At 72.0% G+C, this 26,178-nt stretch carries 29 protein-coding genes; 14 read left to right on the top strand and 15 right to left on the bottom strand.

Features of this window, described 5'->3' with window-relative positions; genetic code table 11:
- Positions 1-3 precede the first annotated feature (3 nt).
- Complete coding sequence (locus tag ACZ63E_RS36360; protein WP_465340785.1) at positions 4-2,739, top strand: FAD-binding and (Fe-S)-binding domain-containing protein; 2,736 nt, start codon at positions 4-6, stop codon at positions 2,737-2,739.
- On the opposite strand, the gene ACZ63E_RS36355 is transcribed toward ACZ63E_RS36360, so the two are convergent.
- From ACZ63E_RS36355 to ACZ63E_RS36345, 3 genes are read right to left on the bottom strand one after another with little or no spacing between them, the layout of a single operon-like run.
- Entirely contained in the window at positions 2,736-2,930 is a 195-nt protein-coding gene (locus ACZ63E_RS36355) for a ferredoxin (protein WP_465340938.1), read from the bottom strand. The two genes, ACZ63E_RS36360 and ACZ63E_RS36355, sit on opposite strands and share 4 nt — an antisense overlap.
- On the bottom strand, positions 2,930-4,144 hold the full coding sequence (locus ACZ63E_RS36350) for a cytochrome P450 (RefSeq protein ID WP_465340783.1): 1,215 nt from the start codon (positions 4,142-4,144) through the stop codon (positions 2,930-2,932). The genes ACZ63E_RS36355 and ACZ63E_RS36350 overlap by 1 nt, the downstream gene beginning before the upstream one ends.
- The gene (locus ACZ63E_RS36345) at positions 4,141-4,659 is read right to left on the bottom strand and encodes a PadR family transcriptional regulator (protein WP_465303948.1); all 519 of its coding nucleotides are present in this window, start codon (positions 4,657-4,659) and stop codon (positions 4,141-4,143) included. Before ACZ63E_RS36345 ends, ACZ63E_RS36350 begins: the two co-directional genes overlap by 4 nt.
- 178 nt (positions 4,660-4,837) lie before the next feature.
- Here ACZ63E_RS36345 and ACZ63E_RS36340 point away from each other — a divergent pair, with 178 nt between their 5' ends.
- Together ACZ63E_RS36340 and ACZ63E_RS36335 are read left to right on the top strand one after the other, a co-directional pair.
- Complete coding sequence (locus ACZ63E_RS36340) at positions 4,838-6,028, top strand: cytochrome P450 (RefSeq protein ID WP_465340782.1); 1,191 nt, start codon at positions 4,838-4,840, stop codon at positions 6,026-6,028.
- Positions 6,029-6,042: 14 nt separating this feature from the next.
- Positions 6,043-6,258 carry a ferredoxin gene (locus tag ACZ63E_RS36335; protein WP_465303952.1) on the top strand — a complete coding sequence of 72 codons (216 nt, stop codon included), beginning with the start codon at positions 6,043-6,045 and terminating at the stop codon, positions 6,256-6,258.
- Positions 6,259-6,301: 43 nt separating this feature from the next.
- Here the strand turns inward: ACZ63E_RS36335 and ACZ63E_RS36330 are convergent, their stop codons facing one another.
- Together ACZ63E_RS36330 and mtnA are read right to left on the bottom strand one after the other, a co-directional pair.
- Positions 6,302-7,249, bottom strand: coding sequence for a cold-shock protein (locus tag ACZ63E_RS36330; protein WP_465340780.1), 948 nt, complete (start codon positions 7,247-7,249; stop codon positions 6,302-6,304).
- Positions 7,250-7,385: 136 nt separating this feature from the next.
- Positions 7,386-8,351, bottom strand: a complete 966-nt coding sequence (mtnA, locus tag ACZ63E_RS36325; protein ID WP_465340779.1) for an S-methyl-5-thioribose-1-phosphate isomerase — start codon at positions 8,349-8,351, stop codon at positions 7,386-7,388.
- A 46-nt stretch (positions 8,352-8,397) separates the two neighbouring features.
- Here mtnA and ACZ63E_RS36320 point away from each other — a divergent pair, with 46 nt between their 5' ends.
- On the top strand, positions 8,398-8,796 hold the full coding sequence (locus ACZ63E_RS36320; protein ID WP_465340777.1) for a RidA family protein: 399 nt from the start codon (positions 8,398-8,400) through the stop codon (positions 8,794-8,796).
- Here ACZ63E_RS36320 and ACZ63E_RS36315 read toward each other — a convergent pair whose 3' ends face one another.
- Complete coding sequence (locus tag ACZ63E_RS36315) at positions 8,797-9,591, bottom strand: PIG-L family deacetylase (protein ID WP_465303960.1); 795 nt, start codon at positions 9,589-9,591, stop codon at positions 8,797-8,799. It lies immediately after the preceding gene.
- Between the two features lie 74 nt (positions 9,592-9,665).
- On the opposite strand from ACZ63E_RS36315, the gene ACZ63E_RS36310 reads away from it, so the two are divergent.
- Positions 9,666-10,130 (top strand): DinB family protein, encoded by a 465-nt coding sequence (locus tag ACZ63E_RS36310; protein ID WP_465340776.1) that lies wholly within the window; start codon positions 9,666-9,668, stop codon positions 10,128-10,130.
- Here ACZ63E_RS36310 and ACZ63E_RS36305 read toward each other — a convergent pair whose 3' ends face one another.
- Both ACZ63E_RS36305 and ACZ63E_RS36300 read right to left on the bottom strand, forming a co-directional pair.
- Positions 10,131-10,928: an Fpg/Nei family DNA glycosylase gene (locus ACZ63E_RS36305; protein ID WP_465340774.1), complete on the bottom strand. Its 798-nt coding sequence runs from the start codon at positions 10,926-10,928 to the stop codon at positions 10,131-10,133.
- Positions 10,929-10,962: 34 nt separating this feature from the next.
- Positions 10,963-11,595: a glyoxalase gene (locus ACZ63E_RS36300; protein ID WP_465340773.1), complete on the bottom strand. Its 633-nt coding sequence runs from the start codon at positions 11,593-11,595 to the stop codon at positions 10,963-10,965.
- A gap of 244 nt (positions 11,596-11,839) precedes the next feature.
- Here ACZ63E_RS36300 and ACZ63E_RS36295 point away from each other — a divergent pair, with 244 nt between their 5' ends.
- The 5 genes from ACZ63E_RS36295 to ACZ63E_RS36275 all read left to right on the top strand — a co-directional run bounded on the left by ACZ63E_RS36295 (position 11,840) and on the right by ACZ63E_RS36275 (position 14,489).
- On the top strand, positions 11,840-12,154 hold the full coding sequence (locus ACZ63E_RS36295; RefSeq protein ID WP_465340772.1) for a hypothetical protein: 315 nt from the start codon (positions 11,840-11,842) through the stop codon (positions 12,152-12,154).
- Positions 12,151-12,897 carry a GNAT family N-acetyltransferase gene (locus tag ACZ63E_RS36290; RefSeq protein ID WP_465340771.1) on the top strand — a complete coding sequence of 249 codons (747 nt, stop codon included), beginning with the start codon at positions 12,151-12,153 and terminating at the stop codon, positions 12,895-12,897. The genes ACZ63E_RS36295 and ACZ63E_RS36290 overlap by 4 nt, the downstream gene beginning before the upstream one ends.
- On the top strand, positions 12,897-13,121 hold the full coding sequence (gene infA / locus ACZ63E_RS36285) for a translation initiation factor IF-1 (RefSeq protein WP_465303972.1): 225 nt from the start codon (positions 12,897-12,899) through the stop codon (positions 13,119-13,121). The genes ACZ63E_RS36290 and infA overlap by 1 nt, the downstream gene beginning before the upstream one ends.
- A 64-nt stretch (positions 13,122-13,185) precedes the next feature.
- Positions 13,186-13,848, top strand: a complete 663-nt coding sequence (locus ACZ63E_RS36280) for a hypothetical protein (RefSeq protein ID WP_465340770.1) — start codon at positions 13,186-13,188, stop codon at positions 13,846-13,848.
- A gap of 77 nt (positions 13,849-13,925) precedes the next feature.
- Positions 13,926-14,489, top strand: a complete 564-nt coding sequence (locus ACZ63E_RS36275) for a Fic family protein (protein ID WP_465340769.1) — start codon at positions 13,926-13,928, stop codon at positions 14,487-14,489.
- Here the strand turns inward: ACZ63E_RS36275 and ACZ63E_RS36270 are convergent.
- Both ACZ63E_RS36270 and ACZ63E_RS36265 read right to left on the bottom strand, forming a co-directional pair.
- Entirely contained in the window at positions 14,473-14,934 is a 462-nt protein-coding gene (locus tag ACZ63E_RS36270) for a phage tail protein (RefSeq protein ID WP_465340768.1), read from the bottom strand. The two genes, ACZ63E_RS36275 and ACZ63E_RS36270, sit on opposite strands and share 17 nt — an antisense overlap.
- Positions 14,935-15,084: 150 nt before the next feature.
- A complete protein-coding gene (locus ACZ63E_RS36265) occupies positions 15,085-16,998 on the bottom strand; it encodes a LamG-like jellyroll fold domain-containing protein (protein ID WP_465340767.1) in 1,914 nt (637 codons plus the stop codon).
- A 125-nt stretch (positions 16,999-17,123) separates the two neighbouring features.
- Between ACZ63E_RS36265 and ACZ63E_RS36260 the strand changes: the two genes are divergently transcribed.
- Positions 17,124-17,486: a hypothetical protein gene (locus ACZ63E_RS36260; protein WP_465340766.1), complete on the top strand. Its 363-nt coding sequence runs from the start codon at positions 17,124-17,126 to the stop codon at positions 17,484-17,486.
- A gap of 37 nt (positions 17,487-17,523) precedes the next feature.
- Positions 17,524-18,186 (top strand): hypothetical protein, encoded by a 663-nt coding sequence (locus ACZ63E_RS36255; protein ID WP_465340765.1) that lies wholly within the window; start codon positions 17,524-17,526, stop codon positions 18,184-18,186.
- On the opposite strand, the gene ACZ63E_RS36250 is transcribed toward ACZ63E_RS36255, so the two are convergent.
- Both ACZ63E_RS36250 and ACZ63E_RS36245 read right to left on the bottom strand, forming a co-directional pair.
- Positions 18,173-18,862 (bottom strand): dienelactone hydrolase family protein, encoded by a 690-nt coding sequence (locus ACZ63E_RS36250; protein ID WP_465340764.1) that lies wholly within the window; start codon positions 18,860-18,862, stop codon positions 18,173-18,175. The two genes, ACZ63E_RS36255 and ACZ63E_RS36250, sit on opposite strands and share 14 nt — an antisense overlap.
- Entirely contained in the window at positions 18,859-19,725 is an 867-nt protein-coding gene (locus ACZ63E_RS36245) for an arginase family protein (protein ID WP_465340763.1), read from the bottom strand. Before ACZ63E_RS36245 ends, ACZ63E_RS36250 begins: the two co-directional genes overlap by 4 nt.
- A 65-nt stretch (positions 19,726-19,790) precedes the next feature.
- Here ACZ63E_RS36245 and ACZ63E_RS36240 point away from each other — a divergent pair, with 65 nt between their 5' ends.
- Entirely contained in the window at positions 19,791-21,143 is a 1,353-nt protein-coding gene (locus ACZ63E_RS36240; protein WP_465340762.1) for a TrpB-like pyridoxal phosphate-dependent enzyme, read from the top strand.
- Between the two features lie 95 nt (positions 21,144-21,238).
- Here the strand turns inward: ACZ63E_RS36240 and ACZ63E_RS36235 are convergent, their stop codons facing one another.
- The gene (locus tag ACZ63E_RS36235) at positions 21,239-22,477 is read right to left on the bottom strand and encodes a GGDEF domain-containing protein (protein ID WP_465340761.1); all 1,239 of its coding nucleotides are present in this window, start codon (positions 22,475-22,477) and stop codon (positions 21,239-21,241) included.
- 244 nt (positions 22,478-22,721) lie between these two features.
- On the opposite strand from ACZ63E_RS36235, the gene ACZ63E_RS36230 reads away from it, so the two are divergent.
- Complete coding sequence (locus ACZ63E_RS36230) at positions 22,722-23,012, top strand: hypothetical protein (RefSeq protein ID WP_465340760.1); 291 nt, start codon at positions 22,722-22,724, stop codon at positions 23,010-23,012.
- Between the two features lie 70 nt (positions 23,013-23,082).
- Here the strand turns inward: ACZ63E_RS36230 and ACZ63E_RS36225 are convergent, their stop codons facing one another.
- Together ACZ63E_RS36225 and ACZ63E_RS36220 are read right to left on the bottom strand one after the other, a co-directional pair.
- Positions 23,083-24,288, bottom strand: coding sequence for an MFS transporter (locus tag ACZ63E_RS36225; RefSeq protein WP_465340759.1), 1,206 nt, complete (start codon positions 24,286-24,288; stop codon positions 23,083-23,085).
- 64 nt (positions 24,289-24,352) lie between these two features.
- Positions 24,353-26,134, bottom strand: a complete 1,782-nt coding sequence (locus tag ACZ63E_RS36220; RefSeq protein ID WP_465340758.1) for a VanW family protein — start codon at positions 26,132-26,134, stop codon at positions 24,353-24,355.
- Between the last annotated feature and the right edge of the window lie 44 nt (positions 26,135-26,178).

Raw genomic sequence — 26,178 nt, 5'->3', positions numbered from 1 at the left:
GGTGTGGAGATCCTCACCGACGCCGCCACGCTCGCCCTGTACACGACCGACGCGTCCAACTACCGCCACGTGCCCCGGGGTGTGGTGTTGCCGGAGTCCGTCGACGACGTCGTCGCCGCGGTCGCCGAGGCGCGCGCCCGGGACCTGCCGGTGATCGCCCGCGGCGGCGGCACGAGCGTCGCCGGGAACGCGTGCGGGCCGGGCCTGGTCATCGACACCTCGCGCCACGTCGGCGGAGTGCTCTCGCTGGACCCGGAAACCCGGCTCGCGCGGGTGCTGCCCGGCACGGTGCTCGACGACCTGCAGGCGCTCGCGGCGCCGCACGGACTGCGGTTCGGCCCGGACCCTTCGACGCACAGCCGCTGCACGCTCGGCGGCATGATCGGCAACAACGCGTGCGGCTCGCATTCGGTCGCGTGGGGCCGCACGGTCGACGTCGTCCGGTCGCTGGACGTGCTGCTCTACGACGGCACGCGGCTGCGGGTCGGCCGCGACGAGCCCACCGAGGGCCGGATCTTCGACGAGCTGCGTGCGCTGGTGCGCGACAACTTGGCGTTGCTGCGCAAGGAACTCTCGACGTGGCCACGCCGGGTGTCCGGCTACGGCCTGGAACACCTGTTGCCGGAGAACGGTTTTGACGTCGCGAAGGCGCTCGTCGGGTCCGAAGGCACCTGCGTCACGATCCTCGAAGCGACGGTCGAGCTGGCCGAGCTGCCCGCTCGCCGCGTGCTGGCGGTGCTGGGGTTCCCGTCCGACATCGCCGCGGCCGACGCCGTGCCGCGGATCCTGCCGTGGTCACCGCTGACCGTCGAAGGCGTCGACGCCGAACTCGTCGCGATGCTGCCCGGCCGCGCGGGTGACCTGCCGCCGGGCGGGGCCTGGCTGTTCGTCGAGCTGGCCGGCGACGACCCGGCTTCGCGGGCCCGCGCGCTGGCGGCGTCGCTGGAGCTGACCGGGTTCACGATCGTCGACGACCCGGCCGCGCAACGCGGGCTGTGGCGCATCCGCGAGGAGGGCGCGGGGCTGGCGACCCGGCTCGCGGACGGTTCGGAGGCCTGGCCGGGCTGGGAGGACGCGGCCGTCCCGCCCGAGCGGCTCGGCGCGTACCTGCGCGAGTTCAAGGAGCTGATGCGGGCGCACGGGCGGCGCAGTGTCGTCTACGGCCACTACGGCGAAGGCTGCCTGCACCTGCGGCTGGACTTCGACCTGCTGTCGGCCTCCGGCGTCGCGGACTTCCGGCGGTTCCTGGAGGAGGCCGCGGACCTCGTCGCGGCGCACGGCGGTTCGCTGTCCGGCGAGCACGGCGACGGCCAGGCGCGCTCCGAGCTGCTGTCCCGGATGTACAGCCCGGAGATGATGGACCTCTTCGCCCGGTTCAAGGCGATCTTCGACCCGGCCGGGCGGATGAACCCGGGCATCCTGGTCGCGCCACGGCCGGTCGACGCGGACTTGCGCGTCCGGGCCACGTCGAAGTCCTTTGAGGACAGTGTCTTCCTCGGCTACCCGGAGGACCGCGGAAGTTTCGGGCAGGCGATGCGGCGCTGCGTCGGCGTGGGCAAGTGCCGCAACACCAGCGGCGGCGGCGTGATGTGCCCGAGCTACCGGGCGACGCGCGAGGAAAAGCATTCGACACGCGGGCGGGCGCACCTGCTCGCCGAGATGATCAACGGCGAGGTCGTCACGGACGGCTGGCGATCGTCCGAAGTGCACGAAGCCCTGGACTTGTGCCTGTCCTGCAAGGGATGCCTGTCCGACTGCCCGGTCGACGTCGACATGGCGACGTACAAGGCGGAGTTCCTGCAGCAGCACTACCGGCGGCGGCTGCGCCCGGCGTCGCACTATTCGATGGGCTGGCTGCCGTTGTGGCTGCGGCTCAGTGCCCGGGCGCCGCGGCTGGCCAACGCCGTGGGGCGGTCGAAGCTGGCGGGCCTGGTGAAACGGCTCGGCGGGATCGCGTCGGAGCGCGCGCTGCCGTCGTTCGCTCCTTCGCCGTTCACGTCGGCACGGGCGGATCTGCGGCGCCGGGCGTCGGGGGAGCGTCGTGTGGTGCTGTGGCCGGACTCGTTCAACAACTACCTGACCCCCTCGGTGCTGGAGGCGGCCCACGAGGTCCTGACCGCGGCGGGCTACGATGTTGTCCTGCCGGACCGGGGAGTCTGTTGTGGACTGACATGGGTGTCGACGGGCCAGCTCGGGGTCGCGCGCCGGGTGCTCACCCGGACCCTGGACGTGCTCGCGCCTTATCTCGACGAGGGTTACGAAGTGGCGGGCCTGGAACCAAGCTGCACGGCGTTGTTCCGCGGCGACCTGCCCGCGCTGCTGCCGGGCGACGCGCGGGCGGAGCTGCTGGCGTCCCGGACGTTCACGTTCGCGGAGCTGCTCGAGCGGGCGCCGGTCCCGTTCGCGGCCCTCGACGTCGACACGATCACCCAGGTCCACTGCCACCAGCACGCCGTACTGGGCTTCGGCGCGGACGAGTCGGCCCTGGCCGCGGCGGGGGTCCGCAACACGACCCTCGACTCGGGATGTTGCGGACTCGCCGGCAACTTCGGCTTCGAACGTGGCCACTACGAGGTGTCGAAGGCGGTGGCGGAGGACCGGATGCTGCCGGCGATCCGCGCGGCGGCCCCGGAAACCGTGGTCGTGTCCGACGGGTTCAGCTGCCGGACGCAGATCGCCCAGGAGTCCGGCCGGGAAGCGGTGCACCTGGCCGAACTCCTGAGGCGCGCGCTGCCCTAACCGGAAACGCGGATCGCGGCCGCCGGGCAGGTGAGCTCCGCCTGGCGGACGGCGTCCTGCTCCGCCTCGGCCGGCTCGGCCGCGAGGAGGACGACCGTGCCGTCCTCCTCGTTCTGGTCGAACGTGTCCGGGGCGAGCAGGACACACTGCCCGGACGCGACGCAGCTCGTGGTGTCGACGTCGACCTTCATCACCAGATCACCGGAACCGCGTCGACCCCGCCCGCGACGCGGTTGACCCGCACCGGGATGTCGTTGATGCCCACCGCCAGCCGGAGGCCGGGGAAGCGGCGGAAGAGCTTCGGGAACACCGTGCGCAGCTCGGTGCGGGCCAGGTTGGCGCCGATGCAGACGTGCGCGCCGGTGCCGAAGGCCAGGTGGACGTTCGGGGCGCGGGTGGGGTCGAACTCGTCGGGGTCGGCGAACACCGACGCGTCGCGGTTGGCCGCGTCGCTGGAGACGAGCACCGCGTCACCGCGGGCGATCCGGACGCCCGCGATCTCGACGTCCTCGTGCGCGTACCGCAGCAGGCCGGTGCCGCTGGTGGCCGTCAGCCGCAGGATCTCCTCGACCGTCTGCTGCACCTGGCCGTCGGGGTCGGCCTCGAAGCGGTCGCGGCGGCTGGTGTCGGCGAGCAGGAACAGTGTGCCCATCGCGATCCGGGTGGACGTCGTCTCGTGGCCGGCGAACAGCAGGCCGGCGCCCATCCGCGCGAGGTCGTCGTCGGTGAACGTCGGGTCGTCGGCCTGGACCGCGACCATGTCGGAGATGACGTCGGGCTGCGGGTCCGCGCGCTTGGCGTCGGCCAGCTTCGTCATGTACGCCTTGAACTCCGTCATCGCCGCCTGCGCGTCGGCGCCGCCGTCCATCATCGCGATCCGCTCGGACAGGGCGCGGAAGTGCTCACGGTCGGCGTACGGGACGCCGAGCAGTTCGCAGATCACCAGCACCGGCAAGGGGAACGCGAGGAAGTCGGTCAGGTCGACCGGCTCGCCGGGGTGCGCGTCGTGCGCGGCCTGCAGGTCGTCGAGGCAGCGGTCGGTCAGCTCCGCGATCCGGTCGCCGAGCGCGCGCATGCGGGGCGCGGAGAACGCGGGCGCCAGCATCCGGCGCATCCGCTTGTGTTCGGCTTCTTCGGTCTCGAAGTCGCCGCTCGGGCCGTCCTGGATCGCGGCGCCGGAGATCCGCGACGCCTGCTCGGGCGCGGGGTGCGAGCGGCCGAAGCGCTTGTCGCGGAAGACTTCCTTCGCCTCTTCGTACGACGTCACCAGCCACGCGGGGTCGCCCGCCGGGGTGAGCACGCGGCTGATCGGCGACCGCTGCCGCAGCACTTCGTAGTCCGAGGCGATCTCGAGCGCGTTGGCGCGGCTGAAGGGGAGGCGGGGCGCCTCTTCGGTGGTGGTCATGCGTCGCTCCTCGGTTCGGGGCCGTGGGTCTTCAGGTCGGACAGCCAGCGGTGTTCGGTGTCGAAGGTCCGGCAGACCTGCCGCAGCACCGCGCGGCTCCACGGGTCGGCCTGCTCGGCGGCGAGCCGCGTCAGCCGGTCGCGCTCGGCGGTGAGCGCGCGCTCGCGGACGTCGAGCACGCGGGCCCGTTCGTCTTCGCGCAGCCAGCCGAAGTTCCCCACGCGGGAGAGGAACTCCGTGTCGTTGAGCGCCAGGTCGGCCGGGAAGTCCGCGAGCATGTCGTGCAGCAGCTCGCGGCCGACGTCGGTGATCGTGTAGACGTGCCGCGGCGGTTTGGCCTCCTGCTCCTCCGCGCTGCGGCTCACCGCGCCCGCGTCGACGAAACGCCGCAGCGTCGGGTACAGCGAGTTGTTCGACAGGGTGCGGCCGGTTGACGCTTCGACGGCTTTGCGCAGCTCATAGCCGTGCAGCGGCTCGCGGGCCAGCCGCGACAGCAGGAGGATTTCGATCCACACCTAGGTCACCGTAACCTAGGTTCTCGTGACCCGGCAATGGCTGACCGTGACATCCGGACGGAAACTTTCCGTTACTGTGGTGACTCTGGGTGAGTGATCTGCTCCTCGACGTGAGCGTCGATCACGGTTAGCGTTGGTAAGCGAACTGATTTACGACGTCGAATCCGGGGGTTCCCGCATGACTGTCACCCACACCGAAGCGCTCTCGTACCCCTTCAACGAAGAGGCGGGTCTCGACCTCAACGAGGCCTACGCGGCCGCTCGTGCAGCCGAGGGCATGGTCCGGGTGAAGATGACCTACGGCGAGCCGGCGTGGCTGGCCACCCGCTACGCCGACGCCCGGCTGGTGCTGGGCGACCGCCGGTTTTCGCGGGCGATGGAGAAGGAGAAGGACGCGCCGCGCCGCTCGCCCGTGCAGCGCGACGGCGGCATCCTGCAGATGGATCCGCCCGACCACACGCGGCTGCGGACGCTGGTCGCGAAGGCGTTCACGATGCGGCGCGTGGAGCTGCTGCGGCCGCGCGTCGCCACGCTGGCCGGCGAGCTGATCGCGGACATGAAGGCCGCGGGCCCGCCCGCCGACCTCGTCGACCTCTACGCGTTGCCCATCCCGGTCGCGGTGATCTGCGAGCTGCTCGGCGTCCCGGTCGCCGACCGGCCGAAGTTCCGCGTCTGGAGCGACGCGGCGCTGTCCACCAGCGGGCTGACCCCCGAGGAGTTCGAGCGCAACCGCGAAGAGCTGCGCGACTACATGCGCGGGCTGATCGCCGAGCACCGCGCGGCGCCCCAGGACGACCTGATGACGGCGTTGATCGAGGCCCGCGACACCCGTGACCGGCTGACCGAGCTGGAGCTGGTCGACCTGTGCGTCGGCATCCTGGTGGCCGGGCACGAGACGACGGCGAGCCAGATCCCCAACTTCGTCTACGCGCTGCTGGACCAGCCCGGGCAGTGGGAGCGGCTGCGCGCCGACCCGGAGCTGATCCCGGCGGCGGTCGAGGAGCTGCTGCGGTTCGTGCCGCTGGGCGCGGGAGCCGGCTTCGCCCGGTACGCCACCGAAGACGTCGAGGTCGGCGGGGTGGTGGTGCGCGCGGGCGAGCCGGTGCTGGTGGCGGTCGGCGCGGCCAACCGCGACCGGCTCCAGTTCGACGACGCGGACCAGCTGCGCTTCGACCGCGAGGAAAACCACCACCTCGGCTTCGGCCACGGCGTCCACCACTGCCTCGGCGCGCCGCTGGCCCGGCTGGAGCTGCAGGAGGCGCTGCGCGCGTTGGTCACCGAGCTGCCGGGGCTGCACCTGGCCGGCGATATCGTGTGGAAGACGCAGATGCTCGTCCGCGGACCGCGGTCGATGCCCATCGGCTGGTGACTCGGAAGGTGACCATGAGCTGGCACGTGGAGATCGACGAACACACCTGCATCGGCTCGGGGATGTGCGCGGCGCTGATGCCCGAGGTGTTCACGCTGGAGGGCGCGGTGGCCCAGACGGTGGTCTCGGAGGTGGACGGCGACGAGACGGTGTTGGACGCGGCGGACTCGTGCCCGGCGATGGCGATCACCGTGACTGATGGGGGCCGGGAGATCGGGCCGCGGCCTTAAGGAGGATGCGGCCGGCTCATGAAGATCGAGCTCTGCGACCAGGTCAGAGACGTTCGACGCGGTCGGCCTGCGGCCCCCGGTCGCTCTGACGCACCGCGTACCGGACCCGGTCACCCTTCTGCAGCGGCTCCGACCCCATGATCACGGACGCGTGGGCGAAGAGATCGTCGCCGCCTGCGTCCGGGGTGATGAAGCCGAAGCCGCGGTCGCCGTCGTAGCGTGCGACGACGCCCTCGCCGCCTCGTACGGGCACGTCCCGCGCCGCCGGCCCTGCGGCCGCGGCAGGTGCCGGCCGCTGGGGCGCCGTCTGGGGCTCGGCGCCCCGGACCAGGTGCACGTCGCGGGCCTGCGGGCCCTTGTCCCCACTGGCCACCTCGTAGGCGACGCGGTCGCCCTCCGCGAGCCACGTCAGCCCCTCGGCCAGGGCCCGGGCGTGCACGAAGACGTCCCCGGCGCCGGAGTCGGGGTTGATGAAGCCGAAGCCCTTGTCCTCGTCGTACCAGGCCACCGTGCCGTCGGCACCGTCCGCGATACCGGCCGCGGCGGGTGAGCCGGCCCCTGCTCCCAGCGGGATCACGTGCCCGGCCTGCGGGCCGCGCTCGCCTTCGACGACCAGGAAGGCCACCCGCTGCCCCTCGGTGACCACGCCGCCGGTCACGATGGCCGAGCTGTGCACGAAGATGTCGGCGCCGCCGCCGTCCGGCGACGCGAAGCCGTACCCCTTGCCCGGCTCGTACCAGTTGATGGTGCCGAGCAGGCCCACGACGCTGCCGGTGGCCGCATCGGCGGTGACGCGAACGCGCAGCGCCTGGGGCCCGCGGTCGTTCTCGCCGACCTCGAACACGACGGCCTGACCCTCGCGGAGCAGTTTCGCGCCGCCGTCCCCGACGATCTCGGAGGCGTGCACGAACACGTCCGGCGAGCCGTCCTCGGGTGCGAGGAAGCCGAAACCCCGTTCGGCGTCGAACCAACGGACGGTCCCTTGCGGCATCAAAGACTCCAGATCGAGAGGGCGGGCACTGGCCCCCAGTCTCTCTGACGGACCTCCGGTCCGTCGGGCCGGGCCCCGAGCCGGGAGGGGCGGGCCGTTGGTTCACCTGGCGACCCGCCGAGTTTTGAGACCAGGTCTAAGGGGCGAAGCGCCCGTTTTCCGTCACCACTGCGGTGATCAGCGCCGCCGGGGTGATGTCGAACGCCGGGTTGAACGCCCTTGCCTCCGGTGGGGTGATCGGGGTTCCGGCGTACTCAGTCAGCTCGCGGGCGTCGCGTTCTTCGATGACTATGCCCGTGCCGTCCGTGAGCTTGCTGTCCACTGTGGAGGATGGCGCCACCACGATGAACGGGACTTCGTGGTGGCGGGCCGCGATCGCCAGGCCGTACGTGCCGATCTTGTTCGCGACGTCGCCGTTCGCCGCTATCCGGTCGGCGCCGACGAGGACGCCGTCGACCAGGCCGCGGGACATCGCCGCGGCCGCGGCCGAGTCGGGCAGGACCCGGTACGGGACGCCGGCCTGCTCCAGCTCCCACGTCGTGAGCCGGGCGCCCTGCAGCAGCGGGCGTGTCTCGCCGACGAGGACTTCCTCGACCAGCCCGCGCTCGTGCAGGTGCCAGACGACGCCGAGCGCGCTGCCCCAGCCGACCGTCGCCAGGCGGCCCGCGTTGCAGTGGGTGAGCAGCCGCAGCGGGCGGCGGGGGCACTCGGCCAGCACCAGCTCCGCGGCGTGCGCCGACGCCGTCTTGTTCAGCTCCTCGTCTTCGGTGAGCAGCGCCTGCGCTTCGGCGAGGACCGCCGCCGGGCCATTGGGGAGCTTCGCCAGCGCCCGCTCGACACCCCAGGCCAGGTTCACCGCGGTCGGCCGGGCGTGGGCGAGCAGCGCCGCGTCCGCCCGGACGTCACCGCCGAGCCGGGCCGACAGCGCGACCCCCAGCGCTCCCGCGGCGCCCAGCGCGGGCGCGCCGCGCACGGCCAGCCGCTTGATCGCGTCGACCAGCTCGCCGACGGTCCGCAGCTCGAGCAGCCGGAACCCGGCCGGCAGCACCGTCTGGTCGATGATGACGATCGCGCCGTCCGCCCAGTCGATGGTCCTGCGCATGCGCCCTCCCGCGGAATCCGCTTGCCGCCCTCGCGATGATGCGAACGTGACCATTGAACGGCAGAACCCGCCCGGCCTGCACACACCGCCCGGCTACCACCACGTCACCGTGACCGAGGCGCGCCGCACCGTGTACCTCGCCGGCCAGTGCCCGCTCACCGCCGACGGCACGGTGGTCGACGGCGGTCTCCTCGCCCAGACCGACCAGGTCGTCGCCAACGCGGCCGCCGCGCTGGCCTTCGCCGGCGCCGGCCCGGCCGACGTGGTCCGCACGGTCGTCTACGTGGCCACCGACGACCGCGAGACGCTCTCGGCCGTGTGGGACCGGCTCACGGCGTCCGGGATCGGCGCGGCCTTCACCTCGGCGAGCACCCTGCTCGGTGTCGCCCGGCTGGGGTATCCGGGGCAGCTGGTCGAGCTGGACGTGACCGCCGCCCTCGCCTGATCAGAGTCCGGCCATGAGGTCCGTTTCCGTGATCCCCGGGCCCTGGCCGGCCCGGATGAACCACTCGGTGCCGAAGGCGAACCGGAACGCCTCGTCCGACATCGCCAGCATGAACGAGTCCTCGCTGATCTGGCTGGGGTGCGCCCGCATCGCCGCGCGCTTCACCGAGACGTACTTCGCCACGTCGACGGCCGCGGTGATCTCCGCCTCCGGCTTGCCGATCTCGAGGTTCTCCGGCCCGTCCGGCATCTCTTCGGGCGGGATCAGGCCCTGGTCGACGGCGTCCTTGAAGCCCCGCCGCATGAACTCGCGGTTGAAGGTGCCCTGGAAGACGCGCCCGGTGCCGGCCAGCTCGGCGGCGCGCAGGCCGACGCGGTGCACCTGGATGTGGTCGGGGTGGCCGTAGTCGCCGTTGTCGTCGTACACCGTGAGGACGTCGGCCGACTCTTCGCGCAGGATGACCGCGAGCTGCTCGGCGGCCCGCTCGACGTCGGCCTGCCAGAAGCAGTCCGGGTGCTCGTTCGTCTCCTCGCCCATCATCCCGGAGTCGCGGTAGCCGAGAAACTCGACGCGCTTGACTCCGAGGATCTCGGCGGCCGCGTGCGACTCCTGCACGCGCCGCTCCCAGAGCTGCTCGCCCTCGGCGAGGAACCCCTCGGGCACCTCGCCGACCTCGCCCCTGGTGGCGACGACGAGCACGACCCGGTGCCCGTCTTCGACGGCTTTGCGCATGACGCCCGCGGTGCGGAGGCATTCGTCGTCCGGGTGGGCGTGGAAGGTGACCAGTGTTGCCATGCCCGCGACGGTACCGGGTGGGTCCGACAAAAACCGCCCGCGAGTGTGCGGACCTGCCGCTAGCGTCTCCGGTCGTGGCCGACGGTGAGAAGCGGGCGTTGCTGGGGTTCCTCCAGGCCCAGCGCGACAGTGTCCTGGCGATCGTCGACGGGCTCGCCGAGGCGCAGCTGCGAATGACGCCGGTGTCTCCCGGCTGGAGCCCGCTGAGCATGGTGGAACACCTCGGCGACGCCGAACGGTACTGGTTCCAGGAGATCCTCACGGGGACCGCGGACCCGTTGCCCTGGCCGGACTCGACGCGGACCCCGGAAGCGGTCTTCGCGTACTACCGCGCGCAGTGCCGGCGGTCGGACGAGATCTTCCTCGCGACGCCGCTGACGGCGCAGCCGGTGGGGCGCCATCCCGGGCCGCTCGGGACGGAGACCACCGACCTGCGCGGGGTGGTGCTGCACATGATCGAGGAGACGGCCCGGCACGCGGGACACCTGGACGTGGCCCGTGAGCTCCTCGACGGCCGGACCGGGCTCGGCCCGCGCTGACTAGGCCTGCTCCCGCGAACACCACCAGGTCGAGCGGCCCCCGACCGTCCCGTGGGCCATCTCGGCGCCGCACCTCGGACAGTGCTCGCCCGGGCGGCGGTGGCCGATGATCTCGCCCGTGTGCACCCCGCCGTGCTTGATCGCGGCGCGCAACGCCTTGCGCAGGGCCTTGTGGAGGTCCGTCAGCTCGGCTTCGGCCAGCTCGTTCACCGGCCGGGACGGGCTCAGCGCGGCCTGCCACAGCGTCTCGTCGGCCAGCAGGTTCCCGACCCCGGCGAGCACGGACTGGTCCAGCAGCCGCGCCTTCAGCGGCGCGCGCCCCCGGCCGACGCGGGCGCGGAAGTCCGCGCGCGACACCTCGCCGGCGTCCGGGCCCAGCGCGTCGAGGTCCGGGTCGAGGCGGACGCGGCTGAGGCGGCGAGTGTCGAACAGGCGCAGCTGTTCGCCGTCGGCGAAGGTGATCCCGAACCGGAACCACTCGGGTTTCTCTTCGCGGCCGCGGAACCGCTTCGGCCCGGGCGGCCCGCTTTCCCCGCCGAACCGCAGCTGCCCGGCCATCCCCAGGTGCAGGCCGAGGTTCGGCCCCGGCCGCCCGTCGCCGCCCTCGGTTTCGCACCACAGCGTCTTGCCCCGCCGGTGCGCCTCGGTGAGCCGCCCGCCCCGCAATGCCGCGGCCAGGTCGCCGGGCGCGTGGGGCCGGCAGACCCAGTCGTCGTGGTCGTCGACGTCCCGGATCTTCCGGCCGAGGGCGCCGGCGAGGACCTGGCGGGCGAGTTCCACTTCGGGCAGTTCCGGCATGCCGACCAGTCTGCCGACTCCCGGCCCCGGCCGCCTATCGGCTCTCGTGCCGGACCGGCGTGGCACTTTCCCAGGCGAAGCCGTCCGGGTCGGTGAACGGCGCGGCCGCGGTGTGGACGGCGATCCGGTGCGAACCGGAGCCCTCCGGGGCGACCCCGGCGTCCTTGGCCAGGGCCTTGCGCCGGTACAGCGCCAGCTTGACCGGGCCGGGGCCGGACTCGAACTCGACGTACATGCGGCCGAAGCTCTTGCCGACGGTGAAGCCGTGGTCGACGTAGAACTTCTTGGTCGCGGCGACGTCCGCGACGCCCAGCAGCAGCACGATGTCGCCGATCGCCCGGCTGGCCGGGCCGGTGTTCTTCTTCGCCGAGGTCGCGATCTTCCAGATGGTGCCGTCGGGGGCCTGGAGGGTGGCGCCGTAGCCCCACATGGACTTCGCGACGGGCTTGATCGTCGTCGCCCCGGCTTCGAGGGCGCTGCCGACCAGCGCGTCGACGTCGGCCGGCTGCGCGACGGTCAGGGAGAGGGTGAAGCCGCGGAACCCGTCGGACGGGGTTTCCGAGGTGCGGAAGCGCAGCTGGCCTTCGAGCCCGAAGGCGGTGGCGTAGAAGCGTTCGGCGGCGGCGGTGTCGGCCACCTCGAGGGTGATGCTGGTGATTGAGGTCATGGCGGTAACGCTAGGCGTGGCGCGCTGACCAGCGCTTCTCGATTCCTGATCGGTCCGCGGGCAAATCGTTGGACGCCGTCGGGCGCGCGCTGATAGCGTTCCGCCCGACCGTGGACCGGCCCGAGGAGGTGAGACCCGTGAACGTTGCATCGAAGTGGGTGCTCCCCCTCGGCGTCACGGTCGGGCGACTTACGTAGCGGTTGCCGGGAGCGCCTCGAGAAGGCACTCCCGAAAGGCAGCAACCATGCATTTCACCGCTGAAAGATCGTCAGCCGGTGTCCTCGAACGCGACTTCACGGTGGGCGACGCGCCCGCCGTGCTCTGGTCGCCCGAGGGCGCCACCGAGCCCGAGATCGCCGGTCCGGTCGGCTACTTCGGCCTGAACACGGGCGCCGCGATCGGCGACCCGCGGACCCTCGTCGAGACGGCGAAGCGGGACGACCAGCACATCCCGCGCGAGTCGGGGCCGGCGTTGTCCGACGCCTTCGCCTCGGTGGAAAAGGCGTTGCACGCCAACGCGGGCCGGTTCTTCGCCCGGCACCTCGGCGGCCGCCGATGAACCTCCTCGAAAGCCGCCGGTTCCCGTCCGGCCTGGTGATCACGCGGGTCGGGGAACGGCACTGGCACGCCCTGGAGGACGACCGGGTGATCGGGCGCGGCGAGGCGACCCGCCGTCCCGACGGCCGGATCTTCCTCAGCATCGACGCGTGGCAGGACGAAGTCTTCGACGTGCTGGCGTCGATGATGCCGCCGGACCTGCCGCGGCCGCTGTACACCGTGGTCGACGAAGCCGACGCGCAGCTGACGTCCCTTTGGGAGCGGGCCGGGTTCACGATCCGGCGCCGCGAATGGGAGTACGTCGTGCCCACCGGTGTTTTTCCCGGTTCGCCGGACGTGACGATCGGGCCCGCGCGGGAAGCTCCGCTGCGTGAGCTGGACCGGGAGATCCGCGCCGAAGTCGCCGCGACGGTCGGCTGGCAGGAGATGCCGGCCGAAGTCGTGCTGCGGCCGGAGTTCGACCCTTCGCGGTACACGGTCGCCACGGAATCCGGCCGGTACGTCGGCCTGGTCCGGGTCGTGCCGGTGCGGCAGCCGCGGATCGGCCTGATCGCGGTTCGCCGGGACTGGCAGCGTCGCGGGATCGCCCGCGCGTTGCTGGCCGACGTGCTGGGTTCGCTGCACGGCCGTGGCATCACGGCGGCGTCGGCCGAAGTGACCGAAGCCAACTCGGCGGCTGTCGCGCTGTTCGAAGGCTTTGGCGCCCACCGGGCCGGCAGCAACCTCGAGCTGGTGATGCGCTGATGGCCAAGACCGCCGGCAGCATCGAGGTGGAGGGCACCGTGCTGGAGTGCCTGCGCAACGCCACTTTCCGCGTGGAGCTGGAGAACGGGCACAAGGTGCTTGCGCACATCAGCGGCAAGATCCGGAAGAACTACATCAAGATCCTGCCGTTCGACCGGGTGCTGGTGGAGCTGAGCCCGTACGACCTGAGCCGGGGGCGGATCCTGTTCCGGTACCGGAACTAGGCGCGCGGGAGGCCGTCGCCGAATTCCGGCGACGGCCTCGGGCCGCGCATGACAGGCTGCGGTGGTGACCCACCCTTACGACCTGACCTGGCGTGCCGTCGACCCGCGGCGGCACCCGTTCGACGCCTCGACCGCGCTCGACGTGATCCGCTCGCTCGCCCCGGCCGCCCGGGTGCCCACCCGGCCCGGCGGCCCGGCGGCCGACCCCGAGGTGATCGCCTGGTCCGGCCGCGACAGCGCCGCGTGGACCGACGAGCTGACCCAGGCCCTGACCGACCGCTTCGGCGCCTGGGCCGGCGGCTGGCGCTGGGCGCGCGACGAGGGCGACGTCGGCGGCGGCCCGGTGGCGAGCTGGTGCTGTCCCCGGGACTCGATCACGACCCCGGAGGCGACGCTGGAGCGCGTCGCCGAGGCCCTGTGCGAGTGGCGGGGCTGGCTGGAGCACCTGACCGGGCAGTTCGACCGGTACCCCGTCGACGGGGAGCGGGCCTGGGAGCGCGCGACCACGGCGCTGGTGACCGCCGTCGTCGAGCGGACCGGGGCGGGCGACGCCTGGTACGTCCACGCGAAGCAGGTGCTCACCTGGTACCTGACCCGCTGGGACGTCCCCGCCGCCGAAGACCTGGTCGAGCGCGCGGTTTCCGGCGAGTTCGAGAGCTGGACCGCGCCGGAGAGCGGCGTCCTGGACGACGTCGCGCTCCGGCTCGCGGAGTCGTTGCGGTCCTGATGGCTCCCGACCACCTTCGGGTGTGGCTCGCGCTGCGTGAATCCGTTCCGTGGCAAGGGGTTCGTGAGGTCGCGCCCGTGGGTGTCGTTGCGCGGCGCGACGGGCCGGTGCACGACATCGGCACCCGGGACCGCCTCCGCGACCCGGCCCGGGCCGAACGTCTGCTGGCGGCGCTCGCCCGGGCTCGTGCGGACGCCGAGTCCGGGGTGGAGCTGAGCTTCGAGGTGCTCGGCGCGTGGCAGCGGCTGGTCCTGGGGGTCGCTGAGGCGCCGTTCCGGTCCCGACCGGCGTTCGCGAAGGCCGGGCGCGAGCGGTACGGCGTGAGCCCGGGCCTGCGTGGTGAGTTCGACCGCTGTCTGGCGCAGGCCCACGCCGCCGACCTGGGGCTGCCCGCTCGCGCCGCGCGGGTCTACCTCGACGTCTGCTTCTTCCACCCGTTCGAGGACGGGAACGCCCGGGCGGCCTTCCTGGCGCTCACGTTCCTGCTGGCCGGGGTGGGGATCACGCTCGACCAGGTGGGTCCGATCCGCGCGCTCGCCCGGCGCGCCGACGAGCCGGCGGACGCGGTGGCGCTGGCGGAGCTGGTGGCCGTCCTCATCACGAACACGGCGCGCCGATCGGGCGTCAGTACTCGTTCTTGATGACGAAGTAGGAGCCGCGGATGGTGCCGGCCAGCTTCGACTTCTGACGGGCGAACTTGAAGGCGGCGAGCTCCTCGGGGACGTCCATGCCGTCGGAGAGCTTGAACCCGACCGCTCGCTTTCCCGCGTCCTCGAGCGTGTACATGACGTTGATCGACAGGCCGCTCCGGTAGAAGACGTAGGCGATCCGGATGTTCTCGACCTGGAACCCGGTGGCTTCGAGCGGGGGAGACGAGATGACGATGTCGCGCTCCTCCTTGAGGATCCGGTGCACCCAGTCGACGGTCGTGGCGGCGTCGGCGGCGGGCTCGACGGTGAAGACGTGGTCGTACTTGTTCTTGAAGTACCGAGCCTCGTTCGCCCGCAGCCCGGCAAGCGCATCGGCAACCGGCGACGACTCGAGGCCGTCGGTCGACACGGTGACGAAGTCCACGGTGCGGGGCATGGTTCCTCCGGGGTCCGACTCGGCGTCTGCGCTGGTGGCGACTGTAGACGACGATGAGCGGGTTTCGACGGCGCGGATGCGGCGACCGCCGGCCGGCGGCCGGCCTGCCGAACCCGGCTTCGGGCTGAAGCCCTCAGCCGGGCGGCGGGGTCACCGGGTCAGGAACTCGTCCGGGCGCAGGGCGTGGTCGACGATCCGGACGTCGCCGATCCAGCCGTGGAACACGTTGTCCAGCGCGCCGCCGTACTCGTGGCCGCCGAGGAGCCACGTCAGACCCAGGGACGCGATGCCGACGGAGTCGGTGAACGGGTTGTCGGCCACCGGGGAGCTCTCGACGTACACCTTCGTGTGGTGGCCGTCGTTGACGACCGCGAGGTGCCACCACTGGTCTTCGGCCAGGCCGTGGCTCCAGTTGGTCGTCGGGTAGGTCTGGCTGAGCGGGTAGCAGTTGAACTGCACCTCACGACCGTTGTTCGTGGTCATGAGCTGGGCCACCGGCTCCTTCGGGTCGGTGTTCTTCCCGTGCTTGCCCGCGTCGCCGGACGCGCCGCGGCGGACCAGGACCGGCATGTTGCCGTTGGCGCCGCCGTCCCAGTCGCGCGGGATCTTGACGAACGTCTCGATCGTGTAGCCGCGCTTGAACGTCTCGGTGTTCAACGACGCGCGCGAGCCCGTGGTCAGGTACGCGCCGTGCAGCGGGTTCTTGCCGCCGGCGAAGCGGAGGCTGGCGTGGCCCGGCTGGTCGGGGTGGTGGTCGTCGGTCCAGGTCAGGGCGTCCGGGGCGGTCCCCGCGACGGACTGCAGCGTGAGGTCGTTGCCGTGGCCCGACAGGTCGCGCACGCGCTGGCCGGCCGTGACCGCGCTGCCGTTCGCGCCAGCGTTGTCAAAGCGCCAGTACGCGAGCGTGCCCGGCACGAGCACCTTGTTCGCCGGTCGCGCCGGGCGGACCGGCACCGGGATGAAACCGGCGAAGCGCTGCTCGAAGTCGAAGGGCATCGAGAACCGGTCGACAGCCGTGGTGAGCCGCGACTCCAGGACCTCCATGCGGTTGCGCTTCGCGGGGTCCTTCTCGAGGATCCACGGCGAGATCGTCTCGACGTCGATCGTGTTGCGCTCGAGGTCGAAGTGGTAGAGCCGCAGCATGCCGCCGCCGCTCATGTACCGGTTCTGGTAGTTCGTGATGTGCAGGTGCACGTCGTGGCCGGCGGTGTTCTTCTTCGTCGTGCGGCCCGAGGGCCAGTAGTGGCCGTTGAGCGTGAGGAAGATCTGGTCGTTGTCCTTGATCAGCGAGTCCCACACGATGTGGCCGTACCCGGAGAGCTCGGCATTGTTCTCGGCGTCACCCGACTCGTACGGGTAGACCTCGTCGCCGTAGGTCGGCGCGACGATCTCGTGGCAGGTGAGGATCACCGGCAGCTGCGGGTGCGTCCGGATGACATCGTTGGCAAACGCGAAACCCGCGGCCGACGTGCGCCAGTCCATGGCCAGCAGCAGCCACTCGCGCCCGCCGCCGCGGAAGACGTGCGCGGTGTTGTAACCGCTCGCGTCGGAGCCGAGGAACGACTTCTGCCGGCGGAACCGCTGCGGGCCCATCGTCTGCAGGTACGGCGTGGTGCCGCGGGTGTCGTCCCCGGACACGTCGTGGTTGCCCGCGAGCACGCTGTAGGCGATGCCGCCCGCGTCGGCGATCTTGAACGTCTTGTCGACGGCCTGGAACGACGTGACGTCGGCGTCCTGCGTCAGGTCGCCGAGGTGGGCGAGGAAGACGATGTTGCGGTCCGGCTTCCCGCTGTTCTCGATGACGTACCGCAGCGACGCTTCCTGCGGCTCCGGGTTGATGCTGTTCTGGCTGCCCCAGTAGAGGTACTGGGTGTCCGGCATCACGGCGACGGTGAACTGGCGGCTCTCGCCGTCGGGGCGCCACCGGCCCCGGTCGGCGCTGGTCGCGGTGCCGGCCTCGGCCGGCGCGGCGCCGAGCGCGCTCAGCGCCGTCGCGCCGACACCGGCCAGCCCCGCGTTCCGCAGGAAGGATCGTCGGTTCGGGCCGGCCTGGTTTTCGCGCATGATCTGCCTCATTCGGTTTTCAAGGGAGTCTCCGGCGACCGGACGGTATGCCCGCCTGCTTGAGCCGGCGCGAACAGCAGGTGGCCTGCTCACGTCGGCTCCCTTACGGACGGCATGATCCCGGCATGGATCGTGAGCACGACCGGTGGACCGCGGCCGAGCCCGGCCGCGGGTACCTCCGCGCCCGCCTGCAGCTCCTGGCCGCGGAGCAGGGTGGCCGTCGCACTCCGATCCACTCCGGTTACCGCGCGCACTGGGTGTTCCCGCCGGACCTCCACCCGGAAAGCCACGACGCGCCGTTGACGCTGGAGTCGGTGAATACACTCGCGCCCGGGGAGGCGGCGCTGGTGCGGCTCCACCCGCTCGTGCCCGAGCGGTGGCCGCCGGTCGGGCCCGGGTGGCGGCTGTCGATGGCCGAGGGGCCCCGGATCGTCGGTTTTGCCGAGATCGTCGAGACGGTGCCGCCGACCGGGCACCGGCACCTTTGAGGGGGACTTCGGTGTCGAGATTCGTCAGACCCGTGCTGTGGACTTTCGGGGCGCTCGCCGCCGGTGGGCTCGTGTTCTGGACGCCGTCGGCGCTCAACATCCCGTACCGGACCACCGCCGCGCCGAAGACTGCTCCGCGTGGGTCGTCGATGTCCGGCCGGGCCCGGACGACCACAGCGCGATGCTGCACGTCGACCTGCCGTCCTGCGCCGTCGGGCCGCACACCGAGGTCACCGAGGCCGCCGACCGGATCGACGCCGCCGTCCGGTTTCAGGTCCCGGGCGGCCCGGACTGCGGGCAGGTCCCGGCCGACGTCCCGATGAAAACGGCGGAGCCGATCGGGAAGCGGCTGGTGGTCGTCAACGCCGGGGACGGCTGGCGGCTCCTGCCCGGTGGCTGGAAGCAGTGCGACAAGATCCTCGGGTGCGAGCCGCCCGCCGACCACTGCGACAAGGCGTGGGTCGCGCAGGCGGAGTTCAGCGCGGAGGCCGAGTACCCGGGCACCACCCGGGCGTGCGACCAGAACTGGCTGATCCACGACCTGCAGCGCCACACCGGCCCCGCGAACCGCGTCGCCTACCGCTGGGCGGGCAACGGCTGGGCGGGCTTCGCCTCGGCGAAGGGCGGCGGCTGCGGCGAAATCCTGGCCGTCGAGCCGGCCTTCCCCACCGCGCTCTGCCAGAACCTCACTCCGGCTTGAGGCCCCCCGGCGTCGGCAGGGTGCGGCCCAGGAAGTCCGTCGTCAACGTCCAGGCCCGCGCCGCCGCTTCGGGGTGGTGGAACATCGGGGCGACGTTGTTGTGGAACGCGTGTCCCGCCTCTTCCTGGACGTGGATCTCCGCGCCCGGGTGGGCGGCCACCGCGGCCTCGACCACCGCGACGTCCGAGCGGGGGATGTACGGGTCCTGCCCGCCGAAGTGGAACTGGATCGGGCACGTGATCTTCGCCAGGTCCGCGATCTGCGCCGGCACCGTCGAGCCGTAGAACGACACCGCGACGTCCGGGTCGCCCGCGGCCGCCGCCGCGAACGCCAGTGAGCCGCCCAGGCAGAAGCCCAACACTCCCACCCCGCCGGTCACCGAAGGGTGCGATCGGAGGTGCGCCACCGCGGTCAGGACGTCCGCGAGCCCCCGTGCCGGGTCGAACTCGCCGGCCACCGCCATCGACGCCCTCACGCCCGCTTCGTCGTGAGTGGACGACCAGCCCGGCGCCGTCCGCCAGAACAGCTCGGGCACCGTCACGACGTACCCGGCGGCGGCCAGCTCCGCCGCCACCGAGCGCAGGTAGCCGTCCAGGCCGAAGATCTCCTGGACCAGCACCAGGCCGGGCCCGCGCCCGGCCGCGGGCAGCCACTCCGGCAGGGGAAGACCGCTCATGCCATGACCCTTTCCAGGATGCCGGCGACCAGCGCGGCCTGGCGGCCGTCCGGGTCGAGATCGGGGTCGAACACCGTCAGCTCGAAGCCCGCCGCGCCCGGGAGGGCGAGCAGGCCGCGCAGCAGCGTGACCAAAGTGGACGGATCCAGCCCGCCGGGGTCCGGGCTGTCCACGGCGGACACGAACTCGGGGTCGAGGACGTCGATGTCCACGTGGACCCAGAAGCCGTCCAGGCCCGAGAACGTCGCCGACGCCATGGCCAGCGCGGCCGGCACCGACAGGTTTTCCGAGGTGGCGTAGGAGATCCCGGCCGCGCGCAGCTCGGCCGACTCCGCCTCGCGGACGCCCAGCACCACGACGTCGCTGTCGCGCACGTACGGGCGCAGGCCGTCGATGTCGGCGAGGTCGTCGGCGCCGCGGCCGGTCATGATCGCCAGGTCCTCGCCCGCCGCCGCGCCGACGTGGTCCGCGACGCCGAGGTGGCGGAAGTCGTCGTGGCCGTCGAGGTAGGCGATGCCGAAGCGGCCTTCGCGGCGCAGCGCCAGCATCGCGCCCAGCGAGATCGAACAGTCGCCGCCCAGCACCACCGGGAAGCCGCCGGATGCCCGGACCGCCGCCACCCGCGTCGCCAGCGCCCGGGTGTAGGACGCGATCGCCGCCGAGTTGCGGACGCCGTCCCCCGGCTGCCAGGTGCCCACGTACCGCCCCGGCGTCACGACTCCGCCGTCGGACGCGCCCAGGCGGTCGAGGATGCCGAGGTCGCGCAGCACCCCGGGAGTCTTGTAACAGCCGGGCGCCGCGCCTTCGGCGGGCGGGCGCAGGCCCAGGTTGGACGGAGCGTCGATCAGCACCAGGTTCCCCACCCGATCACCGTACTGGCTCCGCGGGCGCGCGCGTCCTAAGTTGGGAGACCGACCAAGGAGGCGCGATGGCTGAGCAGACCAAGTACGTCCTGGACGAGGCCGATCTCCCCACCCGGTGGTACAACGTCGTCCCCGACCTTCCGGAGCCGCCACCGCCGCCGCTGCACCCGGGCACCCGCGAGCCCGTCGGGCCGGCGGACCTGGCGCCGCTGTTCCCGCAGGCGCTCATCGAGCAGGAGGTGACCGGGGAGCGCTATGTCGACATTCCGGAGGAGGTCCGGGAGGTCTACAAGCTGTGGCGCCCGTCGCCGCTGTTCCGCGCGCGCCGGCTCGAGAAGGCGCTGGGCACGCCGGCGCGGATCTACTACAAGTACGAGGGTGTCAGCCCGGTCGGCTCCCACAAGCCGAACACCGCCGTGCCGCAGGCGTTCTACAACGCGCAGGAGGGTGTCGCCCGGCTGACCACCGAGACCGGCGCCGGCCAGTGGGGGAGCGCGCTCGCGTTCGCCTGCGCCCAGTTCGGGCTGGAGTGCGAGGTCTGGCAGGTCCGCGCGTCGTACGACCAGAAGCCCTACCGCAAGCTGATGATGGAGGTCTTCGGCGCGACGGTGCACCCGAGCCCGTCCGAGCTGACCGAGTCCGGCAAGGCCATCCTCGCGGAGGACCCCGGCTCGACCGGCAGCCTCGGCATCGCGATCAGCGAGGCCGTCGAGCAGGCGGCGCAGGACCCGGACACGCGGTACGCGCTGGGCAGCGTGCTCAACCACGTGCTGCTGCACCAGACGATCATCGGCGAAGAGGCGCTGAAGCAGTTCGAGCTGGCCGGCGACACCCCGGACGTCCTGGTCGGCTGCACCGGCGGCGGCTCGAACTTCGGCGGGCTCGCGTTCCCGTTCCTGCGCGAGAAGCTCGCCGGGAAGATGGACCCGGTGATCCGCGCGGTCGAGCCGGCCGCGTGCCCGTCGCTGACGCGCGGGAAGTACGCCTACGACTTCGGCGACACGGCGGGGCTCACGCCGTTGCTGAAGATGCACACGCTCGGCCACGAGTTCATCCCGGACCCGATTCACGCGGGCGGCCTGCGCTACCACGGGATGTCCCCGCTGATCTCGCACATCTACGAGCTCGGCCTGATCGAGGCGATCGCCGTCGGCCAGCAGGAGTGCTTCGCGGCGGGCGTCCGGTTCGCCCGGTCCGAGGGCATCATCCCGGCACCCGAGCCGACCCACGCGCTCGCGGCGTGCATCCAGGAAGCGTTGCGGTGCAAGGAAACCGGTGAGGAGAAGGTGATCCTCACGGCGTTGTGCGGGCACGCGCACCTGGACCTGCCGGCGTATGGTGCTTATCTCGCCGGGGACATGGTGGACAACGAGCTGTCCGAGGCCACGCTCGAAGAGTCGCTGGCGACGCTGCCCTGACCCGAGCGCCCCAAGGCGGCCTTGGTTGCGTCTAACGCACCGAAGGCCGCCTTGGGTGCGTTAGACGCACCGAAGGCCGCATTGGGGCGCTGAGATCAGCGGGCGTCGGGGATTTCCGGGCGGGTCAGCTCGCTCCGGGCGTCGGCCAGGACGACCCGGTCGCGGCCCGCCGCCTTCGCTTCGAACACCGCGTCGTCCGCGGCCTGCAGCAGAATTGTGTACTCCGTGGCCGTTTCCGGGTACACCGCCGCGCCGATCGACGCGGTCAGGCCGCTGATCACCTCGGGTTTGCCCGGCCGGATCACCGGGACGCGCACCTCGATCCGGGCGATCGACGCCCGGATGCGGTCGGCGATCGACGCGATTTCGGCGCTCGTCGCGCCCGGGAGCAGGACCACGAATTCGTCGCCGCCGAAGCGGCCGACGTAGTCGCCGCTGCGGACCGAGCCCTGGATCGCCGCCGCGATCGCGCGCAGCACCTCGTCGCCGGCCAGGTGGCCGTTGCCGTCGTCGATGGCCTTGAAGTGGTCGATGTCGATCATCAGCACGCCCGCCGTCGACGACAGCTCCGCGGCGCGCGCCAGCTCGTTGTGCGCCAGCTGGACCCAGAACTCCGGCGCCAGCAGCGCCGTCTTGGAGTCCGTGCGCGCGGCGGCCTGGAACTGCGGCAGCAGCAGCCCGACGTGCAGCGCCACCGGCGTCACCATCAGCACCGGCAGCAGCCACGGCCGCACCGTCATCACCAGCGCGATGCCGCACCCGACGCCGACCGCGGCGAGCACGATCAGCACGTCGGACGGGTTGCCGAACGCCTGCCGCGGCGGCTTGCCCGGGTTGCTCAGCACGATCGCCAGGATCACCAGCACGTAGTTGAGCCCGAAGTACACGATTCCGGACACGAGCAGCGCGAGCATCCCGCCGAACCCGTCCAGATAAGGGACGTAAGGCGCGAGCTCGCCACCGGTTCCGGCGGAAAGCACGGCGCCCGCGGCCGTGCAGGCGAGGATGACGGTGGCGCCGGAGAACACTTTCCGGTGAATTACGCCACGTCGTTTGTACACCCGGACCCAGGAATGGACGTAACTGACGACGATGACGAGCGTGGCCAGCGGCGGGGGCAGCAGGAGCAGCCCGGCGAAGATCCAGATCGACTGCAGGTGCATGTGCGGCCGGCCGTCGGCGGCCAGCTCGCGGATGCGCTCGATGCGTTGCGCCGCTTCGAGATGCACGACTTCGCCGGCCAGGATCAGTCCACACCAGAGCGCGGACTGACCGGTGATCGGCACCAGGCCGGCGGTCGCCGCGATCGCGACCAAGGCCAGTGTGTCGACCACCAGGACATAACCGAACAACGGCGTGGGCAGCTTCCATACTGCCCACGTACGGAGACCTGATCGTGGACGTTCTGAGCTGGGCTTTCGCCCTTGGGACCCGGACAATCCCACGAAACGCCCCTCTTCTCAGGACGGAACTTCGCGGAAATCGTCACTGTAATCGAATGAACGCGGTGTGTCACTAGGCTGGTCGGGCTACCGATCGGTCACGCACCGTGCAAGATCCGTACGAACAGGAGAAATCATGTCGCACTTCCTGCCCAACGCCAACATCGTCCCGTCCCGCCGTCGCGCGCAGCGGCCGACCGACTGGACCCGGCAGCTCCCCACCGACTGGACCCGCGCGATCCCGACCGACTGGACCCCGCGGCAGCTGCCGACCGACTGGACCGCGCGCGAACTGCCCACCGACTGGACCGCGCACCAGCTCCCGACCGACTGGGCCGACGCCGACGTCTCGTCACGCCTGCCCGCGTGCCCGACCGACTGGACCGGGCGCCAGGGCCAGCGGCCGACCGACTGGACGCGCTTCTGAACAGCACCCGATGACCCGGCGCCCGGTGACTGCGCCCCCGTGGCGGGGCCGGTCACCGGGGGCGCCGGTTTCACGCCGGTTCGGGTCGCGGTTGCGCGCGCCGCCACAACGTGGCCGCCCCCGCCGCGGCGAGCACTCCGACAGCCCCGGCCGCCGCGACCACCCCGTGCGGGGCCGTGCGTTCCGCCGCGAGCCCGGCCAGCACCACACCCAGGCCCTGCGACACCCTCAGCGCCGTCAGGGCGAAGCCGAACGCCTGCGCTCGCTGGGCGTCCGGGGTCAGCTGCACGAACGTCGTGTTCGCGATGAGGTTGTACGAGCTCGCCACGCCCGACAACGTCAGCAGCACGAGCGTGCCTTCGAGGTCCGGCCGCAGTGCGCAGCCCAGCAGCGCCGCGCACGCCAGCACCGACAGCGGCCCCAGCAGCCGGGCGCGCCGGGGCGGCGGCACCCTCGACAGGGCGGCCATTCCCAGCACGTTGCCCAGCGCGTACGACCCGAGCAGCAGCCCGACGACCACCGCGCCGCCGCCCAGCTCGGCCGCGTACGGGGCCGCGATCGCCTCGCCCGCGATGTAGATCCCGGACACGCAGCCGAGCGCGACCAGCGCGAGCCGTCGCCGGTCGCCGACGACCACCGTCCAGCCCGCCCGGACGTGCCGCCACCAGCGCACGCCGGCCTCGGCCCGCGGTGGCCGGGCTCGCACCCCGGCGGCCAGGAACACCGCCGACAGCGCAAAACTCCCCGCGTCGGCGAGCAGGGCTCCGCCGGTGCCGGTGGCGGCCACCAGCAGCCCGCCGAGCGCGAACCCGGCGACCTGGCCCGCCTGCACGAGGATCATCAGCAGGCCCATCCCGGGCACGAACGCCTCGTCCGGCAGCACCTGCGGCAACAGCGCGGCGCGCGCCGAGTTCCACACCGGGTTGAGCAGCTGGACGCCGACGAGCAGCGCCGCCACGGCGGGCAGCGGCATCCCGGGCACGGCCATCACCGCCACCGCGCCCGCGCGCAGCAGGTCGGCCGTGACCATCACCGTCCGCGGCGGGTGGCGGTCGGCCAGCCCGGCCAGCAGGGGCCCGCCGACGAGGTCGGGCAGGAACGTCAGCGCGTAGGTCAGCGCGGCCCAGCCGGGCGAGTTCGTGCGGTCGTACACCAGGATCGACAGCGCGACCCGCGCCAGCTGGTCCCCGGTGACCGTGACCAGCTGCGCCGAGAACAGCGCCCGGAACTCCGGCACCGCGAGGACGTCGCGGAAGCTGACCGCTCGTGCCGCCATGGCGCCTCCGGTGGCTCGCCGGAGCACTCACTGTACCTGCGCGCACGCGCTGGGTGAACGGCCGTTAGGAGGGGTCGCAGGTGATTTTCGGTTGCGGGTTGTAGTGGACCGTCCGGGTCGAGCGGCCGACTTCACGGCCGGTCGCGACGTCCTTGAGCACGCGGGTGTCGCTCGTGGTGAACCCCGGTGCGCCGTTGGAGGCGTGGCAGTTCTCGGCCGGGCCCGGCTTGGCCTGCGGGTCGCTCGGGTTGGAGCGGCCGCCGGGGATCGACTCGACGGTGTAACGCTTGGTGCCCCACAGCTTCACCGTGATCGACGACGGCGACCAGATCGCCTGGATCGCGATGCCGGTCGGCGAGTCGTTGGTGAACTTGAGGTCGATCACGCTGGAGCCGTTGGGGTTCTGGAACACCGTGGCCTCGCGCGCGGCGGGGTAGCGGCTGATGTAGTAGCTGTGCTCCTTGTGCCCCGCGTCCTTCATGCCCGCGAAGTACGACGCGTTGTACAGCGTGGTCGCGAACTGCGAGATGCCGCCGCCGACCTCGCGCCCCGGGGCGCCGTCCTTGATCACGCCCGCCTCGACGTAGCCCTGCGGCTTGCCGCGCGGGCCGGTGAACCCGTTGAGGCTGAAGGTTTCCCCCGGTTTCACGATCGCGCCGTTGACCTTCTGCGCGACGACCTTGATGTTGGTGCCGGAGTCGGCCGCGAAGCCGCCGGTGGTGAACTCGCCGACGACCTCCTTGACGCCGAGCTGGTTCGCCTGCTCGGTCGTGACCTTCGCCGGGGCGTCCTTGTAGATCGCCGGGACCTCGCGCCCGTCGGTCTTCTTGAGGACGTCGGGCAGTGGCTTGAGGCTGGGGTCCCAGTCGACGGTGCGGCCGTCGGTCGACGGGTCCACCGTGGGCTTGCCGCCTTCGAAGACGATGGTCGCCTCCTTGCCCTCCTTCTCGGTGGACTTCAGCTGCGGTCCGGCGGCTTCGACGATCTTCGTGTTGTCGATCTTCGGGGTCAGCCCGCCGCCGTCGGCGGGCTCGAAGGTGAGCGCGGCGGCGATCGCGTCCGGCTTCACGGTGGCGTCCTTGCCCTCGCCCTTGACCACCAGCGGGCCGGCGACGGCGGGGCGCGCGAACTGCTCCAGCGCGGCCTGGACGCCTTCGGGGGTGGTGCGGACGGGAGTGCCGGTCACCGGCAGCGCCAGCGTTTCGCCGCGCGCCCACTTCTCGACGACGGCGGCCTTCGCGGCCTCGACGTCGAGCTTCTGCCCGGGCTTCGGCAGGACGGCGACCGGGTTCGTGCCCTCGAACTTCACGGTGCCTTCGGCGGGCTCGCGGTCGACCTGGCCGCGGAGGCCGTCGAGCGCGGCGGCGAGCTTCGTGTCGTCGGCGTGGCTGACCACGCCGACCTCGCGGCTGGAGAACAGCGACGACAGGCGCGTGAAGGGGTTCAGGGGCTGCTCGCCGGCCTGGTCGAGGGTCTGCGCCCAGTCGAGCTTCAGCCCGGCGAGCGTCGGCGACAGCGTGCCCTGGACGTCGCCCGCGCTGACCGCCAGCGGGCGCGTGAGCCGCGGCTCGATCTCCCCGCGCAGCTGCTGCTCGGCGGCGTCGCGGTCCATGCCGCCGACGTCGACCCCGGCGACGGTCACCCCGCGCGGCACGCTGCCCTGGCTGACCAGCAGGTCGACGCCGTAGATGACGACCAGCAGGCCGAACACGCCGCCGGCGATCCAGCCGGCCTTGCGCAGGTTCGGCTTCTTGGCGGCCGGCTCGGGTTCGGCGTCGGGGCGGACGACCGGCAGGACGTCCGTCTGCTCACCGTGTGACTCGGGCCAGCGCGGTTCGTACGGCAACTCTCCACCCCTTCAACGCGGCGACGGTTCGCGCCGGTGACGGC

This window comes from Amycolatopsis sp. NPDC104819 (assembly GCF_055583145.1).
Note: the sequence above shows the minus strand (reverse complement) of the source record. Positions and strands in the feature narration are given on the sequence as shown.